Origin of the sequence: Moorella humiferrea, assembly GCF_039233145.1 — a bacterium.
Taxonomy (GTDB): Bacteria; Bacillota; DSM-521; order Neomoorellales; family Neomoorellaceae; genus Neomoorella; species Neomoorella humiferrea.
Genome location: NZ_CP136419.1, coordinates 996993 through 1014828 on the forward strand (window position 1 = coordinate 996993; position 17836 = coordinate 1014828).

Consider the following 17836-nt stretch of genomic DNA (forward strand, 5'->3'; position numbering starts at 1 on the left):
GGCGATTTTTTACTTGTCCGCCGGGTGGACAAGAACGTATAATAATGGGGAATGAGATTTTCTGGAGGTGGCTTTGTTTGAAGCATGTAGTTACCCTGATACCCGGAGACGGTACCGGACCGGAATTGATTGCCGCGGCCCGGCGGGTGCTGGATGCCAGCGGGGCTGAAATCGAGTGGGAAGTAATGGCAGCCGGAGAGGCGGCCCAGGAAAAGTACGGCAGCGTATTGCCGGAAGAAACCCTTGCTTCCATACGTAAAAACGGTGTAGCCCTTAAAGGCCCCATAACCACGCCGGTAGGTACCGGTTTTCGCAGTGTTAACGTAGCCCTGCGTAAAGAGCTAGACCTTTATGCCAACATTCGCCCGGCACGTAATTTGCCCAATGTGCCTTCCCGCTACCAAAACGTCGATCTGGTTATTTTCAGGGAAAATACGGAGGATCTCTATGCCGGCATTGAACATATGGTAGGAGAAGATGCGGCGGAAAGCATAAAAATAATTACCCGTAGAGGTTCTGAGAGGATCGCCCGGGCGGCCTTTGAATATGCCCGCGCCAACGGCCGCAAAAGGGTGACGGCCGGTCATAAGGCCAATATTATGAAGTTTACCGACGGCCTCTTCCTGCGGACCTTCTATGAAGTGGCCAAAGATTACCCTGACCTGACGGCCGACGACCGTATTGTGGACAACCTGAGTATGCAGCTGGTCCAAAAGCCGGAACAGTACGATGTGCTGGTGCTGCCTAACCTTTATGGCGACATCCTTTCTGATCTGTGCGCCGGACTGGTCGGCGGCCTGGGGGTTGCCCCTGGGGCGAATATCGGCGATAACGCGGCTGTATTCGAGCCCATTCACGGCAGCGCGCCCAAGTACGCCGGGCAAAACAAAGTAAACCCCTTGGCCACCATCCTTTCCGGGGTGATGATGTTGGAGTACCTGGGCGAAAGGGAAGCTGCGGTGCGGATACAGAAGGCGATCGAGGCAGTTCTGGCCGAAGGCAAGTACTTAACCTATGATCTTGGGGGCACAGCCGGCACCAGCGAAATGGCCGACGCCATCGTCCGGCAGATGGAAAAGGCTTAACCCCTTGGCGGAGGGGTAGGGGGGTAAGAGTGGCTTTATTTGCCATCGCCGATCTGCACCTGGGTCGTGATATGTCCATGTTTGGAAAGGTATGGGAAAATCATCGGGAAAAACTGGCCGCCCGCTGGGAGCGGGTGGTCGAACCGGAAGATACAGTTTTAATCCTGGGGGACATCAGCTGGGGTATGCGCCTGGTTGACGCCCTCCCCGATCTGCAGTTTCTAAAATCCCTGCCGGGGTCTAAGAGGCTTTTAAAGGGAAACCATGACTACTGGTGGCAGACGGAACGTAAGATGAAGACAGCCATTCTCGATGGAGAATTTTCCCTTTTGAAACCGGAGATAATTGACGGCGTTGCCGTATGCGGTACCCGGGGGTGGCTTGTGCCCCAGCACCCCTTGTTTAATGAAGAAACAGACGGTAAGGTTTACCGGAGGGAAGTCCTGCGCCTGGAGATGGCCTTAAAAGGCATCCGGGATCTTCGCCGGGAAGAACCCCTGGCGGTGATGATGCATTATCCACCGGCCTTTAACGGCGAAGTAACGGATTTTATTAGACTGATGCAGAGCTACGGCGTCAGCCATTGTTATTACGGTCATTTACACGGCCCCGATCACGAAAAGGCTCTGACAGATAAGGCGTGGGGTATAAACTTTCACCTGGTGTCTGCCGATTATGTAAACTTTACCCCGGTCCTGGTATCTTGTTAAAAAGGGACCTGTCCATTAATTGCGGACAGGTCCTTTATTGTCCGGTAATTATGGGGCTTTCAGAAAGGGAACAGGTTTAAGGTATTATAGCTATTTAAGAAGGAATATGTATGTGGTATAATATGGTTGTTTTATCAAGAACAGGCTGCCTGTTAACTCGGGGAGGAAGAACTATTTGCTGCGCATATTATTTCTTTTCAATGCCGTCCCCGCCCAGGAGCGTCGGGGACCCTACAGCGATTGTCTATCCTGGGAAACGGTAATTAACATTTATCGGGCGTTGCTGGAGGGCGGCAGCGATGTTTACCCTGTGAATGTCCGCAGCCGCCGCCAGCTGGAAAAATCCCTTTCCCGCCTGCCTGCTCCTCACCTGGCCTTTGTCCTGGCCGAAGGTTTTCTCGACGAACCCCATACCCTGTACGACGGCAGTGGAGCTGCTCAAGTACGGTTTTTGTTACAGAAGTATGGTATTCCTGCCAGCCATTCTCCCGCGGAAACCATGGAGATATGCCGTCACAAAAACCTTACCTATCAAGTTTTACAGCGACACGGTTTGCCGGTACCACCATACAAGGTGATTGACCCGGGCCGGGGCTTACTGCGACAACAGATGGAACGGGCGGTGGCGGAACTAGGTTTTCCTTTATTTGTTAAACCTAATGGCGGCGGTAACAGTATTGGTATCAGCGATGCTTCGGTGGTATTTGATTTTGCCCGGCTGGAGTGCCAGGTAAAAACGCTCCTGGAGATCCTGGGCAAGTTGCCGGTACTGGTGGAAAGATACCTCCCCGGCCAGGAGTTTACCGTCGGCCTGATCGGCCGCTCTCCTTGTTATATTCTACCGCCAATAGCTTTTCTGTCCCGGAAAATCAGGACTTCTGCCATCAAGGGAAAACAGGATGTAACAGAACACATTTTTCCAGAGGACATACGCTATCAACTTTTAAGCGACCTGGCCATCAAAGTGCTGGCAGCCACCGGGGCGAGGGACGCCTTGAGGATTGACCTGCGTTCTGACAGTGAAGGAGGGTTTTATATTATTGATGTAAACGGGACGCCTTCTTTAAGCCCTGCGGCTTCTTTAACGGCTATGGCCATGGCAGCCGGTTTAAGATACAGCCAATTTATTAATTTCATCCTCTACCAGTCGTTGCTGGAATATGGCCTGGTTCCCGGGGTTAAACTGCAAGACCTGGTAGCTCCGGCCTTGGGTTTGCTGCACCCATACCTGAGGGAAACGCAGCCCCTGCAGGAATTCTCGGCTTAGACTACAGACCTCCGCTTAGGGTTGGCCATTACCACTTACCTTTTGTGGGCAAAAAGCGCCGGTAGACTGCTTCATTAACGGCCAGCTCCAAAGAATCATCGAGGGGTGGCAGTTCGACTTCGCCATAACGACGCTGCAGGGCCAGCCGGAGGAGGTAATCGGCCAAATGCGGGTTTTTACTCAATAGAGGCCCGTGAAGGTAGGTGCCGATAGCGTTCCGGTAGCGGGCCCCTTCCGTCTGGTCGGTACCGTTGTTGCCGTCGCCGTAAATTACCCGGCCCAGGGGCCGGGTACCTTGCAGGAAGGTGCGGCCGCCGTGGTTTTCAAAACCAATCACCGGCCAGTCCGTACCCAACTCCTCCACCTGGATGGCAATATTGCCCTTTAAGCGTTTGTTCCCGGCCTCGGTATAGGCGGCAAAAAGGCCTACGCCCGGTAACGTTTCTCCGGTGCTGGTGCGGTAATACTCCCCCAGCAGCTGGTAGCCGCCGCAGATGGCCAGGAGGGCCGCGCCTGCTTCCACCGCTTCCTTAAGCCAGGGACCTTTTGCCAGTAAGTCGGCACTGGCCACCCCCTGTTCCTGGTCGGGACCGCCGCCCAGGAAGAAAAGGTCATAAGCCTTCGGGTCCAGCTTATCACCCAGAGAGATCCGGGTCACTTCCACCGCGATACCCCGCCACTCAGCCCGGCGGCAGAGGATTAAGACATTACCCCGGTCACCGTAGAGGTTAAGGAGTTCCGGATAGAGATGGCAGAGGCGTAACTTCACTGACAGCCCCCCTTGCTTTAAGGATGCGGCGGTACAGGGCCAGGTTGGTATAGGTACAGAGAATGAGGCCTTCGTCGACCGGTTCTTCCAGTAAAAAGTCGACACTTTCTTCCTGGTCGGGGATAACCTTGAGGTTCGCCTCTTTTACCCCCTGGTATTTGAGACAAATGGCCATATCGCCGGCCCGCAGGCCGGCACAGATAATCCGGTGGTAAGGAGCCTGGAGCAAGGGACTGAGGTCGGCATCCCAAAGCCAGGAGACGTCGCGGCCGTCGGCGGCCAGGTCATTGATGGCCAGGAGATAAGTCGCTTTGCCACGGCCGGCAGTCAGGGTTTTCAGGGCAATACTTAAGCCCGTAGGATTTTTTACCAGCATCAAGGTCAAATGTTTGTTCCCCAGGCTAAAGGTTTCGGCCCGGCCCTGGCCGGGGAGGAAAGACGCCACCACCCGGCCGACGGTTGCCGGGTCAATCTTTAATTGCAGGGCGGCACTGGCAGCGGCCAGGACATTATAGACATTATAAATCCCCGGCATGGGGGACCGAAGGGGCAGTTTGCCGCCTGGGTAAACAAGGTCAAAGCGGGCTCCTCCGGAATTTAGCTCTAAATCCCTGACCTCATACTCCGCAGGTGGCCGGCTGTACGAACACTGGGGGCAGAAATAATCCCCCAGGTGGCTGTAATGATAGTAATTAAACTCCAGGGGCCGGCGGCAGCGGGGACAGATATGGCCCTCCAGGACTTCGCTGGTTGTTTCCTGGCTCCAGGGCGTCCGCGCCAGGCCGAAGTAGCGGACCTTCTCCCTTCCCCGGCCCAGGGAAGTGACCAGGGAATCATCGGCGTTAAGGATCAGGGTGGCCGCCGGGATGGCTGCCAGGGCGCGGCTGATGGCTGCCGCCAGCTGCTCCAGCTCATGGTAGCGGTCTAATTGATCCCGCAGTAAATTCGTAATGAGCACCATATGGGCTTTGACCTGGCGGGTCACCAGGCCCAGGGTACCTTCATCTACTTCCAGGACGGCAATTTCTCCCCGCCGGGCCAGGAGGGCCGTGGTTACGCCGGCGGGCATATTGGCCCCTTCGCTGTTATGAACCACCTTCAACCCTGCGGCCCGAAAAATTGAGGCCAGGAGGTTGGTGGTCGTCGTCTTGCCGTTGGTTCCGGTAACGATGATGATTTTTTCATACCTGGAGGCTAAACGGCCCATTAAATACGGGTCAATTTTCAGGGCTAAATAGCCCGGCAGGGAGGTACCACCCCGTTGCAAAAGGCGGCATATAAAGGCTGCCAGGCGGCCGGCCCAGAGGGCCAGGAAAGTACGCAGCAATTTGCAGGAACCTCCTTTAACCCACAGCGGCCTGGCTGCGGCGCAGGCGCCTGCTGAGGACGCTTAAGAACATGGCCAGCTCTTCCATACGCAACAACCAGGCCAGGCCGATGTAACTCAAAACCCCCAGGGTAATCAGCAGGGCCAGCTCCACTCCCTCCCGCACCAGGCGGGGCCAGGATGCCGGGAGGAAAAGATGGCCGGCCGCCAGGTTCAGGAGAAGGCCCATGACCAGTGCTGCCAGGAGACTTTTCATAGAAGTCTGCAGTAACCGGCGACCTTCCAGGGGGGCTTGTACCTTGCGCCGCAGGTAATAGAGCAGCAGGGCGACGTTGACACAGCCGGCTAGGGAGTAGGCCAGGGCCAGGCCGCGGATGCCGAAGGCCGGCCCCAGGGTAAAGTTCATGGCGGTGCCCGCTGCCAGGGTGACCAGACCGATCTTTAGGGGGGTTACCGTATCCTGGGTGGCATAGAAGGCCCGGCTCAAAATCTCATAGGCACCGTAGGCCGTTATCCCCAGGGAGTAAAAGACCAGGGCTTCGGTAGTAGCCAGGGTGTCGGCACTGGTAAAGCGGCCGTGCTGGAAGAGCACCCTGACCACCGGTTGCCCCAGGGCAATTAGCCCCACCGTGGCCGGGATGGAGATGAAGACCACAGCCCGCAGCGATCCCGACAGGTAACGGGTAAAAGAACGATAATCCCCCTCCATGGCAATACGAGTCAGGGCCGGTAAAAGGGCGATGCCCATTGATGAGGCAAAGAGAATTGGTACTAAAACCACCCGGCTGGAGATGGTCAGAGCGTTGATAGAACCGCGCGGCAGGAAAGAGGCAATGAAAGTCTGGTTAAAGAAAAGATTTAACTGGGCAATGGACAGGCCAATAGTTACAGGGAGCATTAGTTTAAAAATCCTGCGGATGCCTGGGTGCTTAAGGTCCAGGACCGGCCGGTAGCGGGGCTTAAGGTGCCATACCCCCCACACCTGTACCAGAAAATTCAGGGCCGCGCCAATCAGGGTGGAAATGGCAAAAGCGGCGATGCTGTATTTCCCGGCCAGGGCGAGGCCGAAAACTATAATGGCAGCGTTGTATACCAGGGGGCCGATGGCCGTTCCTATAAAGGACTGGTAGGCGTACTCTGTCCCCATTAAGACCCCATTCAGGCAGTGAAAGAGGATGGCTACGAGTACAATCCGGGTCAGGTAGGCGGTATAAGCCACTTGTTCAGCATTAAAGCCCGGGGCTATCAGGTGTACCAGCCAGGGAGTCCAGATCATTCCCAGGGTTACGGCAATCCCTACCAGGGTCAGGACCAGATTAAAGGCGATGCTTACGGTTTGCCAGACGGCCTCTTCATTTTCTTCCGCCAGGTAACTGGCCAGCACCGGGATAAAGGCCGAGCTAACCCCGCCGCCCACCAGGATTAAATAGATGGTATCCGGGATAACAAAGGAGGTATTGAGCATATCGGTTAGCTGGTTCTGGCCAAACAGGGCTGAAATAGCCGTATTGCGTAAAAAACCTAAAATCCTTGACACGCCGGCAGCCAGGCTCATGATAGCTACCGAGTGGGCCAGCCGCATCGTACCGGATTTTACCATTTGACGCTTCCTTTTATTCTAGATTGTTGACACACTATCTGTATTTTAATCCTTTGCTATTTAAAAAGGAAGGCCTGATCTCGTTCACAAGAATTTGAGGTCATATATTTTATCCGGCAAAGGGAAATAATAACCTCCGTAACTAATAACATGTAGAGGAGGAGATCGTCTATGACCGCCCACTACGGTGCCCACGAAGTGATGGAACTCCATGAGGTACTAAGCGACACAATTGACGGGATCAATCAGTTCCAGTTGTACCGTCCCCATGTTAAAGATTCCCAGCTCAAATCCATCCTGGACAAGCAACTGCGCTTTATGACGCAAGAGTATAACAACATGGTTCAGGCCATCAACCAGCGCGGCATTAGCCAGGCGGTACCCTACCGTCTGCCCCGGACGGCGGCTCCGGTTTACGGCCTGGACAACCCGGAAACCCAGAGGCCCAATACTTCTATGCATGAGATGGATGACCGGGATGTAGCGAGCGGCATGCTGGGGTGCCATAAGGCTTCAGCAGCCTTTAGGATGATGGCTTCCTTAGAATGTGCTGACCTGGAGCTGCGGCGCATGCTCCAGCAGGGGGCCATTAACTGTGCCGAACAGGCTTATGAAGTATGGCAGTACATGAACCAAAAAGGCTATTACCAGGTACCGACCATGAAGGATGTAACGACAAGTACCATGATTAATGCTTACAGCCCCGCCGCAACGGGCCAGGTTGGATTTTATCAGCAGTAGTAGATACTGTTAAATGTTTATTTTCTATATATGAGAGCCCTGTTTTTTTTAGAAAAGGCAGGGCTCTTTTATGTGTATAATGAGGTATGATTTAGCGCACAGCCGTATCAACAATGGCGACGCCAGTACTAAAGGTTCTCTTTCTGGGACAATAATTTTCAAAATGGAAAAATGTATGCTATAAATTCAAAAAAGCATTTCCTTAAAGGTTTGTTCAAATAAGATTTTATCTCGCTTAATAAGTAACGCTCAAGGCTGTGAATATTGGCACGAATATTGCAATGGGTTTTAAATTGGTGAGGTGATTTGTTGGTTGATTTGTTGGGATAAAAAAGGAACTAATTAAAAATTAAATTGAGGAGGTAGCTTTAATGTGCTTTAGACCTACCGCCATATCTAGAAAGATTAAATGTCCTAGTTGTGGAAAGGAAGTAACAATATTCGAAGGAATAAAGCAAAAAAAATGTCCCCATTGTAAAGCAGATCTAGAAACTGCCGGCCAGAAATAAATGTACGGGAAACAGTTAGCTGTCGAAGGATGTTTGTTGAATTAAGGTAACGTAGGAGGTGATAAATATAGCTAAATTAGCGTAAATCTAAACCAATTTTATATTTCGTTTATATTATAAGCAAAAATTTTAAAAAAGAGGAGGAGAGAACAATGAGTACCGCAAAGAAACCGTGGACCTGGGAAGAAGACGGTTATACTGTAACGAGAACCTGTGCCTGGTCACCGCCCGGATGCCACCCTGTAGGATGCGGCCTAAAGCTGTATGTTAAAGATAATAGGCTGGTAAAAGTAGAGGGAGATCCTGATCATCCAATCAGCCAGGGCCGGCTCTGCATCAGGTGCTTAAGCCTTCCCGAATATGTACATCACCCCCAGAGAATTATCTATCCTATGAAAAGGGTTGGTGAGAGAGGAGAAAACAAGTGGCAGCGCATATCCTGGGATGAAGCATGGGACATCATAGTTGATAAAGTCCAGGATATAAAAGCTAAATATGGTCCGGAATCGATAGTAGTGTACGGTGGAACCGGAAGACAGGCCTGCTTATACTATTATCCGCTCGGCTTCGCTGCCCTAGGCACACCAAATGTATGTTATCCTCTCAGCGGATGGTCCTGTTATGGCCCCAGGTGCGCCATTACACAATACGTATTTGGTACGGGATACCCAGAAATCGATTTTGCTGGTTACTACCCGGACCGCTATGACCACCCGGGCTGGAAGCTACCTGAGTGTATAATTATCTGGGGCAAAGATCCAATAAAATCGAATCCCGATGGCTTGTACGGCCATGCCATTGTGGACATGATGAAGAGGGGCACCAAGCTCATCGTAGTCGATCCCAGACTGACCTGGCTCGCCTCTCGGGCGGAATACTGGCTGCAACTGAGGCCTGGTACGGACGCAGCTTTGGCTCTGGGAATGCTTCATGTAATCATCAATGAAGGGCTTTACGATAAGGATTTCGTAGAGAAGTGGTGCGCCGGATTTGATGATTTGAAACAGCGTGTTCAGGAATACCCGCCGGAGAAGGTGGCGGAAATAACCTGGGTACCAAAGGAAAAAATTGTGGAGGCCGCAAGGTTTTTTGCCAGGAGCAAACCTGCCAGCATAACCTGGGGTCTGGCGGTGGATGAAAATCCCAACGGAGTACAGGTAGGTCACGCCGTACTATCTTTGGCGGCGGTAACTGGTAATATAGACGTGCCTGGTGGTATCACCATTGGACCGCCGGCAGCGCTGCTCGGAAAATGGCGCGTTGAGACACGGCTAGAGTTAACAGAAGAGCTGTGGAACAAGAGAATAGGAGCGCAAGAATATCCGGCACTGGCCAATGCATTAGCAACTACTCACCCTGACGTAACACTGGATGTCCTAGAAACTGGAAAACCCTACCCGATTAAGATGGCATGGTTCAACAGCACCAATCTCATTTCGCCGACTTGTTCAACTGCTCCCGACAGGTGGTACAGGGCTCTTAAAAATATGGAATTTGCTGTAGCAACTGATACCTTTATGACGCCTACGGCCATGGCCTTTGCCGATATATTCCTGCCCCTTTCTACCTTCGCCGAACACGACGGCATTGTGCTAACCCACTTCGGCCGGAATACCATATTTGTCGGAGCTATTAATAAGGCCCTGCAGGTTGGTGAGTGTAAGTCCGATATCGAGATTTGCCTTGAACTGGGCAAACGCCTCAACCCAAAGGCTTGGCCGTGGAATGATGTAAAAGAATTCTTCACCTCCCAATTGAAGCCCGAGCTAGGTATAACCTTTGATGAACTGAAGGAGCAGGTTGTTGTCCATCCGCCGTACGAATACCGGAAGTATGAGACAGGCAAGCTACGGCCCGACGGCGAGCCTGGCTTCATGACACCTTCAGGGAAGATTGAACTGTACTCGACGCTGTTTGAGATGTGGGGCGACGATCCGCTGCCTTACTTTGAAGAACCTCCTTATAGCCCGTATAGCACTCCGGAACTGGCGAAGGAATATCCGCTCATTCTAACAACGGGAGCTAGAATGTGGGGTATGTTCCATTCTGAGCACCGTCAGATCCGGACCATACGTGAAATACATTCAGATCCCCTTGTAGAGATCCATCCGGATACCGCTGCCCAGCTGGGCATAAATGACGGCGACTGGGTCTACATCGAAAATATGTACGGAAAGTGTAAGCAGAAGGCCAAGCTGACGGTGGGCATCCACCCGAAGGTTGTCCATGCCCAGCATGGTTGGTGGTTCCCGGAGAAACAGGCTGACGAGCCGAATCTCTTCGGCGTATGGGATGCCAATGTAAATCTGCTAGTACCTCATAAGCATATTGGTAAGCTAGGGTTCGGATCTCCCTTAAAGAGTATGATATGTAAAGTCTACAAGGCTGAGGAGTAAAAATAGAGGGTGGCGGAAACCCGCACCAATAATAGAGATTGGAGGGGAAAGGGATGTCACGGAATGGTTTACTAATTGATTATGAATATTGTACCGGATGCCATAGTTGTGAGGTGGCTTGCAAGAAAGAGCTTAATCTTCCAGTAGGTAAGTGGGGGATTAAGTTGGCAGAAATAGGTCCTATGCAGTTATCACCTGACCGTTGGCAGATGGATTATGTTCCAATTCCGACGGAGTTTTGTAATCTATGTGAAGAAAGGGTAGCAAAAGGAAAAGATCCGGCGTGCGTTCATCATTGCTTGGGTAAAGCAATGGAATATGGTCCGGTCGAAGAGTTGGCGGCCAAGATGGTGGCCAAGGGTAAAAAAATGGTGCTATTTGCACCCTGATTAGCTAGCAATGCGATAAGTCAGGACGGGTCCTGAGGTTGCCCGGGACCCGTCCCGGTTATTTTTACAGTAGGAGTTTTTATTCCATTTTATCTCATAGCAGATAATTTAAAAAATCATAAATTATTAGGAGGTGTGTTTGTAAATGAATAATAAAAGAATTATTGGACTCATAATAGGTATAGCTATATTTGTGCTTACCTTTTTACTGCCCCCGCCTGCCGGCATGAGCGTTGCTGGAAAAAATGCTTTCGGCATATTAATAAGCGGGATTGTTCTTTGGGTGCTGGATGTGTTTCCTATAGCTATAACCGCTTTTATATTAATGATATTATTACCTTTTTACGGAGTCACACCAAAATTAGCTGATGTGTTTAAGGATTTTATAAGCCCTACCATCTTCTTCCTAATTGCCACCTTCGCCTTAACTACTATAATCATGAAAACGCCATTGGCCAACCGTCTTACCGCGGTGCTTTTCAGGATGGCACGTGGTGACTCCAGGAAAATAGTTCTGGGGTTCATTTTAGCTACTGCACTTTTATCATCGATCATGTCAAACGTTCCGACTACGGCTTTATGTGCAGCGGTTGCCATTACCGCCCTCCAGAAAAGTATACCCGATATGTATAAGTCAAACCTGGTTAAAGCGGCCATGATTGGCATTCCCTTTGGCGCCGTAGTTGGAGGCATCATGACGCCGGCCGGATCACCAAATAACATCATGGCTTTATACCTTTTAGAAGATGCTACCAACATCAAGATTACTTTCCTGCAGTGGATGATAATCGGCATTCCCGTTAGCCTGCTTACAGTATTGGTATGTTGGCTCTGGGTGGTAACTGTTATAAAACCCGAGCCCATAACGAAAGAGACGTTGGCTGCTTTCAATGAGTCTCTGGGTAACCTGGGACCCATGTCGACCGAGGAAAAGAAAGTTGTGGCTATTATTCTGACAATGTTAGTTTTATGGATAGCCAGCACCTGGTTTCCCGTGTTTGATACTACCCTTGTAGCCCTGTGCGGACTGATAGTAATGTTTTTACCTGGAGTAGAGTTGCTGACCTGGAAGGAATTCAATCGGGATGCCTCATGGGATATGATCCTTATGATAGGCGGTATACAAGCAGTAACTTCTGGCATTTTGAAATCCGGTGGTGCGACATGGGTTGTGAACACCGTGCTTGCCGGGGCGCAGCAATGGAATCCTTTTGTGGTACTCCTGGTAGCTTCCACAATAATGGCGTTTCTCCACGTTTTAGTACCAGCTGGTCCACCGGTTGTGGGCATGGCTTTACCGCCTATGGCTGCCCTGGCATTGAATATAGGCGTTAATCCGGTCGTTATGGCCATGATAGTTACTGTATGGGCCAATGTGACCTTCTTACTTCCTATTGATATGGTGCCCCTTATCACTTACAGTAAAGGGTATTACACAATGACTGAGATGGTTAAAGCCGGCTGGTTACCGACGTTGTTTCTAATTGTCTTCACTGCATTAGCTGTTCCATTTTTAGTGAGCCTGGCTGGACTTTAATATTTTATACTTTAGAAAATAATAAACAGGCCCTTCTGCTTACAGTAAACAGGAAGGGCCTGTTTTTGTAGTTTAATAACCGCATGTATATTAATATGCTTTATCCAGGTTATACTGTTTTAGTTTTCTATATAGAGTAGATTTACCTAAACCAAGGAGTCTTGCAGCTTTAGGGATGTTATTACCTGTATAAATCATAGCATTTTGAATAACTATCCTTTCAGCTTCTTTCATTGAGGTTACCCCTTCAATGCTACGAATACCAGCATTTTTCTGGGTTGTCTCTCTTACTATCTCATTAGGGAGGTGGCGTACGTCGATAATCCCATCTTGAGACATGTTGACAGCATAAATCATAGCATTCTCCAACTGTCTAACGTTACCTGGCCATTCATAATTCAAAATTACTTTTTTAGCAGCCGGGCTTATAGTTGGCAATACATGTCCTGTCTTTTTACAGTAGTATTCTATAAAATGCTGGCATAACAGCAAGATATCTTCCTGTCGCTGTCGCAGGGGCGGTATTTCTAGCTTGAGAACCGCCAGCCGGAAGTACAGGTCGAGACGAAACTGATTTTCTTGCACCATCTGGTAAAGATTTTTGTTAGTTGCAGCTATAACGCGGAAGTCAACAGGAATATACTTCCTGCCTCCCAGCCGCATTACGCGCTTGTCCTCTAAAACCCTAAGCAACGTGGCCTGGGTTTCAATGGGCATATCGCCTATTTCGTCAAGGAAAAGCGTCCCTTTGTGAGCCAGCTCAATTTTGCCTGGTCTTCCATTGCGTTCGGCACCCGTAAAGGTTCCGCCTTCATAGCCAAAGAGCTCGCTTTCAATGAGGTTTCTGGGAATCGCAGAACAGTTCAAAGCAACGAAAGGACCTTCAGGCCGGTATTGATTGTGAATAGCCTGGGCAAATAGCTCCTTTCCGGTGCCGCTCTCTCCTATTAATAAAATATTTTCGCCGGCATCGGCGAACTTACGGGCCAAGTCTTTTGCATGGTTTATGCAGGCGCTGTTGCCAATAATATCATCAAAGTGATACTTGGCCACTGCACCAGTTCGCACATTAACAAGGTTATTGATTTTTTCAGACAGGTTGACACGGATAATGGCTCCTTCGGTGCGTTTTTCTTTCTGGCCTGGTATAAATTGTATGCTAAATACGCAGTGGCGTTCCTTTTTGCAGTTGCGAATAGTTGCTTCCAGGTAATTAACAGGTTTCTGGCTTGTTAATACCTGCATTACCCTGTCGTCCACAAAGTCCCTAATGTATCTGCCTTCGACTTTGTCGCCACTGGGAGAAAGCATAAGGGCTGCCTCCCGGTTGGCCTTAATAATCTTATTATCACAATCGAGGGCTATAACTCCAGCGTCGATGCAGGAGAGAATTGTTTCCAATGTATTATTCATAACCAGTAACCTGCGGTTTTTTTCTTCTAGTTTCAGACTGTTTTCTATAGCTACTGCCAGGGAAGCAACCCATCCCAGGGTATGGGATAATAAGTTTTTAAGATTTTTTTCCCAGGGCCGTTCTCCTAATGCCTGTACCAGCGTCAGGGTACCGATAAGGTTACCTTTTTCGTCCATAATGGGAGCGGCAGAACAGATTGTATTCTCCAGGGTTATGCAATAATGTTCCGGGCCAATTAATTGAACCGGACATTTCAAGATCATACTGAGTCCGTGGGCGATAGTTCCTGAAGTTGCTTCGTTCCACACAGCCCCAATGACTGCATTTATTGATTTGAAATAAGAAATTTCATTGTCGTCTCCATCGAGGTAGAGAATGGTGCCGTTGGCATTATGGAGACATAACATGTATCCGGAAATTTTAAGAAGATGTTTAAAGGCATCTATCAAGGTTTTAGTAGTTGAAATTAACATACTGTTTTCTAAAAGGATAGCTTCCAGGTCATCTTTCGATATGTTATGCCCGATTTTTTTAGCAAATGGATCGATTTTAAATTTGTATGATCTTAACCAGGAATCGGCGACTACCGGGGTTAAACAAGGGAAATTCCGAGGGTCTTCATTATAATAGATAAATCTTTGCTTACATTGGCGAATCTCTTGCCAGCGGCGTTGGAATAAATCATTGTCCACAGAATTTAATATAAAATTACTCTGGTTATCGTAACAGGCTATATCAGTCCTGATGATTTCCATATCAATCCTCCTATTACATATAAATATCTGGCAGCAAAGAAATAAAAGGAAATATGTAAATAAGGAACAGAGTTCAGATCCTTTAGAAGACAATCCACCCTATTAATAAATCACCCTTTATTGCTAAATCACCCCCGGATAGTAACTCTATTGCATGTGTGATACATTTCACAATTATAATTAGAAGATATCTTTGAGTTTTGATTTTTGATTAATGCATAAAACGAACAATATTGGTCTTACGTGTAGTCTCTTTTTTGGGAATACATAGTATCAAAAAGGGACAACATTAGGTCGTTAATTTTTAGTTTAAGTGTCATAGCTAACTTTTATTATTGTGCCTCAGCGCTATCCGGAGGTTTGGATCTTGCCGCTGCTACTGGCATGATTTTTGCATGAATGATTTAGAAGATTAAGGTTTAGGAGGGTTAACAACATATAGAATGGAGGTCTTTAGGTGAAAAGATCGATACCATAACTAATCATCGCATATATAAATCAGATTATCAAGTTCTTTTTAAGTTGGGAAGGAAGACGATTACAAATAATTGTGTTATATTGTTTTCCTGTTCGAGCGGAGGTAAAAAAATGGCTGGTAACATTGAAGTCAAAAAGGCAGCATGCTATTTCTGCCATATGAACTGCGGCATGCTGGTGCACGTTGAAGACGGTGTCGTAAAAAAAGTAACGGGCGATCCGGAGCATCCCTTTAACCAGGGGGCACAATGTCCCCGGGGTGCCTCGGCTATCGATCACCTCAATCACATCAACCGGGTAAACTATCCCCTTAAACGTGTCGGCGAACGGGGATCTGGTAATTTTAAGCGTGTCAGCTGGGAGGAAGCCCTGGAGGACATTGCCGCCCGGCTAAAAAAATACAAAGCGGAATATGGTGCGGAAAGCATCGCCACTGCCGGGGGCACCAACCGTACTGACGATTGGGCCAGGCGCCGCTTTTTTAATCTATTGGGGAGCCCCAATGTGGTCCACACCTCACCCGTTTGCTGGATACCCAATTTTTTAATAGAAACGGCCATTTACGGCTGGAGCGCCTTTGACCCGGAGATTATGGGCAGCCGTTGCGTCGTCGTCTGGGGCCATAATCCTGGTGCTTCGTATTTACCGGAAATGCGGGGGCTTTTAGAGGCCCGGGAAAAGAACGGTACCAAAATCATTGTCATTGACCCACGTTACAGCGAGACGGCAGCCCGGGCCGACATTTGGTTACCCATCCGCCCGGGGAGTGACTGCGCCCTGGCCCTGGCCTGGCTTAACGTCATTATCAATGAAGAGCTCTATGACGCCGATTTCGTCGAGAACTGGACGGTGGGCTTTGAGGAACTGCGGGAACGGGTGCAGGAGTATACCCCGGAATGGGCGGAAGCAAAGACCTGGGTGCCCGCCGAAAGGATAGCAATGGCGGCCAGGACGTACGCCACATCGAGGCCTGCTTGTATCCAGTGGGGGGTAGCCACCGACCAGCTCGGTAGGGCTACCAGTGCCGTTGCCCAAGCAAGGGCGGTGTTGAGGGCCATTTGCGGTAACCTCGACGTTCCCGGCGGTGATGTCATGCCCGGCCCCCATCCTACATTTATTACTGACGTCGAGATGGAGCTCAACGAATTGCTGCCCGAGGAGCAGCGGGCAAAGCAACTGGGCGCGGACAGGTTTAAACTCAGCACCTGGCCGGGTTACAAGCTTCTAAATGAGCAGCTACAGCGTGTCTGGGGAAAGGGTCTGCCGGCCGAGTGGATGTGCGAGGCCAGTCCACCTGTACTGTGGCGCGCCATCTTAACCGGTAAACCCTATCCGGTAAAAGCGCTGATCGTCCTTGCTGATAACCCCCTTAGCTCTTATGCCAACTCCAGGCTGGTATATGAAGCCCTCAACAAGCTGGACCTGCTGGTGGTCATGGACTACTGGCTTACGCCCACGGCCGCGCTGGCCGACTATGTCTTGCCGGCTGCCTCCTGGCTGGAACGGCCGGTCTTGACGACAACCTATGGGGTATCCGACTGGCTCATCGCTTCGGAAAGGGCCATCCAGCCTTTATACGAACGTAAAACCGACTACGATTTCTGGCGCGCCCTGGGTATCAAGATGGGCCAGGGTGAATACTGGCCGTGGCAGACCAACGAAGAGGTGTTCCAGTACCGCCTGGAATCGCTGGGGTACGGCCTCGAAACCTATGAAGATTTTGTCAGGGGGGTACGTTTCGACTTTGCCCCGCGCGAGTACTACAAGTACCTGGAAAAAGGTTTTGCCACGCCCTCCGGGAAGGTGGAGCTGAAAAGTTCAATACTGGAAACGCTGGGCTATGACCCGTTACCCCATTACGTTGAGCCGCCGTTCAGTCCGGAAGCTACCCCGGAGCTGGCCCGGGATTATCCTCTGATACTCATCGCAGGCGGAGGCTTTATGCCCTTTTTCCATTCCGAACACCGCCAGATAACGCGCCTGCGTCTGCTGCACCCGGAACCCCGGGTGGCCATTAACCCTGAACTGGCTCAAAAGCTTGCTATTAAAGAAGGCGATTGGGTGTGGATTGAAACCCCGAAGGGTAAAGTCAAGCAAAGGGCTAAAATCACTACAGCCGTACCGCCCGGGGTAGTCCAGGCGGAACGGGGATGGTGGTATCCGGAAAAAGGGGTAAAAGACCTGTTTGGCATCTGGGAGTCCAATATCAATGTTTGCCTGGATGACGACCCGGATACCTGCGATCCAGCCTGCGGCAGCTGGTGCACCAGAACGATTTTATGCCGGATTGCTAAAGTGGAAGGGTGAAAGCAATGCACTGGGGAATGGTTATCGACTTGCGCAGGTGCATCGGCTGCCATGCTTGCACCGTTGCCTGCCAGGTTGAGAATAAACTGCCATTAAATGAACGCTGGAATAAAGTGTTTACCGTAGGGCCTGAAGGGGAATTCCCTCTGGTGACCTCACACTTTTTGCCGCGGCCGTGTATGCACTGCCAGGATGCCCCTTGTGTCGATGGCTGTCCTACCGGGGCCAGCCAGAGACGGCCCGACGGGATTATCATTGTCCACGGCGAGCGTTGCATTGGCTGCAAGTTCTGCATGCTGGTATGCCCCTACGGGGTGCGCCAGTTCGCGGCAGAGAAGGGCATCGTGCAGAAGTGCCACCTGTGTTATGAACGGCTGGAGCGGGGAGAAATGCCCCGCTGTGTCGAAACCTGCCAGCTGAAAGCCCGCCATGCCGGTGATTTAGACGACCCCGGCAGCGAAGTGACGGCACTTATTAAACAGGCTAATGCCCGGCCGTTGTACCCATATCTGGGTACGAAACCCTCGGTGTATTATATTTTTCCCTAGGAGGT

Annotated in this window: 13 protein-coding genes; 9 read left to right on the forward strand and 4 right to left on the reverse strand. The window is 50.4% G+C overall.

The features are described 5' to 3' along the window. The first annotated feature begins 77 nt into the window (after positions 1-77). The 3 genes from MHFGQ_RS05235 (at position 78) to MHFGQ_RS05245 (ending at position 3062) form a co-directional block, all read left to right on the forward strand. Positions 78-1085, forward strand: a complete 1008-nt coding sequence (locus tag MHFGQ_RS05235; RefSeq protein ID WP_170066197.1) for an isocitrate/isopropylmalate dehydrogenase family protein — start codon at positions 78-80, stop codon at positions 1083-1085. A 29-nt stretch (positions 1086-1114) separates the two neighbouring features. Beyond that, a complete protein-coding gene (locus tag MHFGQ_RS05240; protein WP_170066198.1) occupies positions 1115-1795 on the forward strand; it encodes a metallophosphoesterase in 681 nt (226 codons plus the stop codon). Between the two features lie 175 nt (positions 1796-1970). Continuing rightward, complete coding sequence (locus tag MHFGQ_RS05245; RefSeq protein WP_106004914.1) at positions 1971-3062, forward strand: D-alanine--D-alanine ligase family protein; 1092 nt, start codon at positions 1971-1973, stop codon at positions 3060-3062. Positions 3063-3090: 28 nt separating this feature from the next. Here the strand turns inward: MHFGQ_RS05245 and MHFGQ_RS05250 are convergent, their stop codons facing one another. Genes MHFGQ_RS05250 through murJ form a run of 3 tightly spaced genes read right to left on the reverse strand, consistent with a single transcriptional unit; the run spans position 3091 to position 6758 of the window. Continuing rightward, entirely contained in the window at positions 3091-3831 is a 741-nt protein-coding gene (locus tag MHFGQ_RS05250; RefSeq protein WP_106004915.1) for a type 1 glutamine amidotransferase, read from the reverse strand. Beyond that, positions 3791-5158, reverse strand: a complete 1368-nt coding sequence (locus MHFGQ_RS05255; RefSeq protein ID WP_106004916.1) for a Mur ligase family protein — start codon at positions 5156-5158, stop codon at positions 3791-3793. Before MHFGQ_RS05255 ends, MHFGQ_RS05250 begins: the two co-directional genes overlap by 41 nt. A gap of 16 nt (positions 5159-5174) precedes the next feature. Further along, a complete protein-coding gene (gene murJ / locus MHFGQ_RS05260; RefSeq protein ID WP_106004917.1) occupies positions 5175-6758 on the reverse strand; it encodes a murein biosynthesis integral membrane protein MurJ in 1584 nt (527 codons plus the stop codon). 171 nt (positions 6759-6929) lie between these two features. Here murJ and MHFGQ_RS05265 point away from each other — a divergent pair, with 171 nt between their 5' ends. The 4 genes from MHFGQ_RS05265 (at position 6930) to MHFGQ_RS05280 (ending at position 12330) form a co-directional block, all read left to right on the forward strand. Then, on the forward strand, positions 6930-7499 hold the full coding sequence (locus tag MHFGQ_RS05265) for a spore coat protein (protein WP_106004918.1): 570 nt from the start codon (positions 6930-6932) through the stop codon (positions 7497-7499). Between the two features lie 661 nt (positions 7500-8160). Next, positions 8161-10404: a molybdopterin-dependent oxidoreductase gene (locus MHFGQ_RS05270; RefSeq protein ID WP_106004919.1), complete on the forward strand. Its 2244-nt coding sequence runs from the start codon at positions 8161-8163 to the stop codon at positions 10402-10404. A 53-nt stretch (positions 10405-10457) separates the two neighbouring features. Then, complete coding sequence (locus MHFGQ_RS05275; RefSeq protein ID WP_106004920.1) at positions 10458-10793, forward strand: oxidoreductase; 336 nt, start codon at positions 10458-10460, stop codon at positions 10791-10793. 145 nt (positions 10794-10938) lie between these two features. Then, positions 10939-12330 carry an SLC13 family permease gene (locus MHFGQ_RS05280; protein ID WP_106004921.1) on the forward strand — a complete coding sequence of 464 codons (1392 nt, stop codon included), beginning with the start codon at positions 10939-10941 and terminating at the stop codon, positions 12328-12330. A gap of 90 nt (positions 12331-12420) precedes the next feature. Here MHFGQ_RS05280 and MHFGQ_RS05285 read toward each other — a convergent pair whose 3' ends face one another. Next, positions 12421-14499 carry a sigma-54-dependent Fis family transcriptional regulator gene (locus MHFGQ_RS05285; protein ID WP_106004922.1) on the reverse strand — a complete coding sequence of 693 codons (2079 nt, stop codon included), beginning with the start codon at positions 14497-14499 and terminating at the stop codon, positions 12421-12423. A 588-nt stretch (positions 14500-15087) separates the two neighbouring features. Between MHFGQ_RS05285 and MHFGQ_RS05290 the strand changes: the two genes are divergently transcribed. Beyond that, the gene (locus tag MHFGQ_RS05290; protein ID WP_106004923.1) at positions 15088-17283 is read left to right on the forward strand and encodes a molybdopterin-containing oxidoreductase family protein; all 2196 of its coding nucleotides are present in this window, start codon (positions 15088-15090) and stop codon (positions 17281-17283) included. 5 nt (positions 17284-17288) lie between these two features. Then, on the forward strand, positions 17289-17831 hold the full coding sequence (locus MHFGQ_RS05295; RefSeq protein ID WP_106004924.1) for a 4Fe-4S dicluster domain-containing protein: 543 nt from the start codon (positions 17289-17291) through the stop codon (positions 17829-17831). Positions 17832-17836 lie beyond the last annotated feature (5 nt).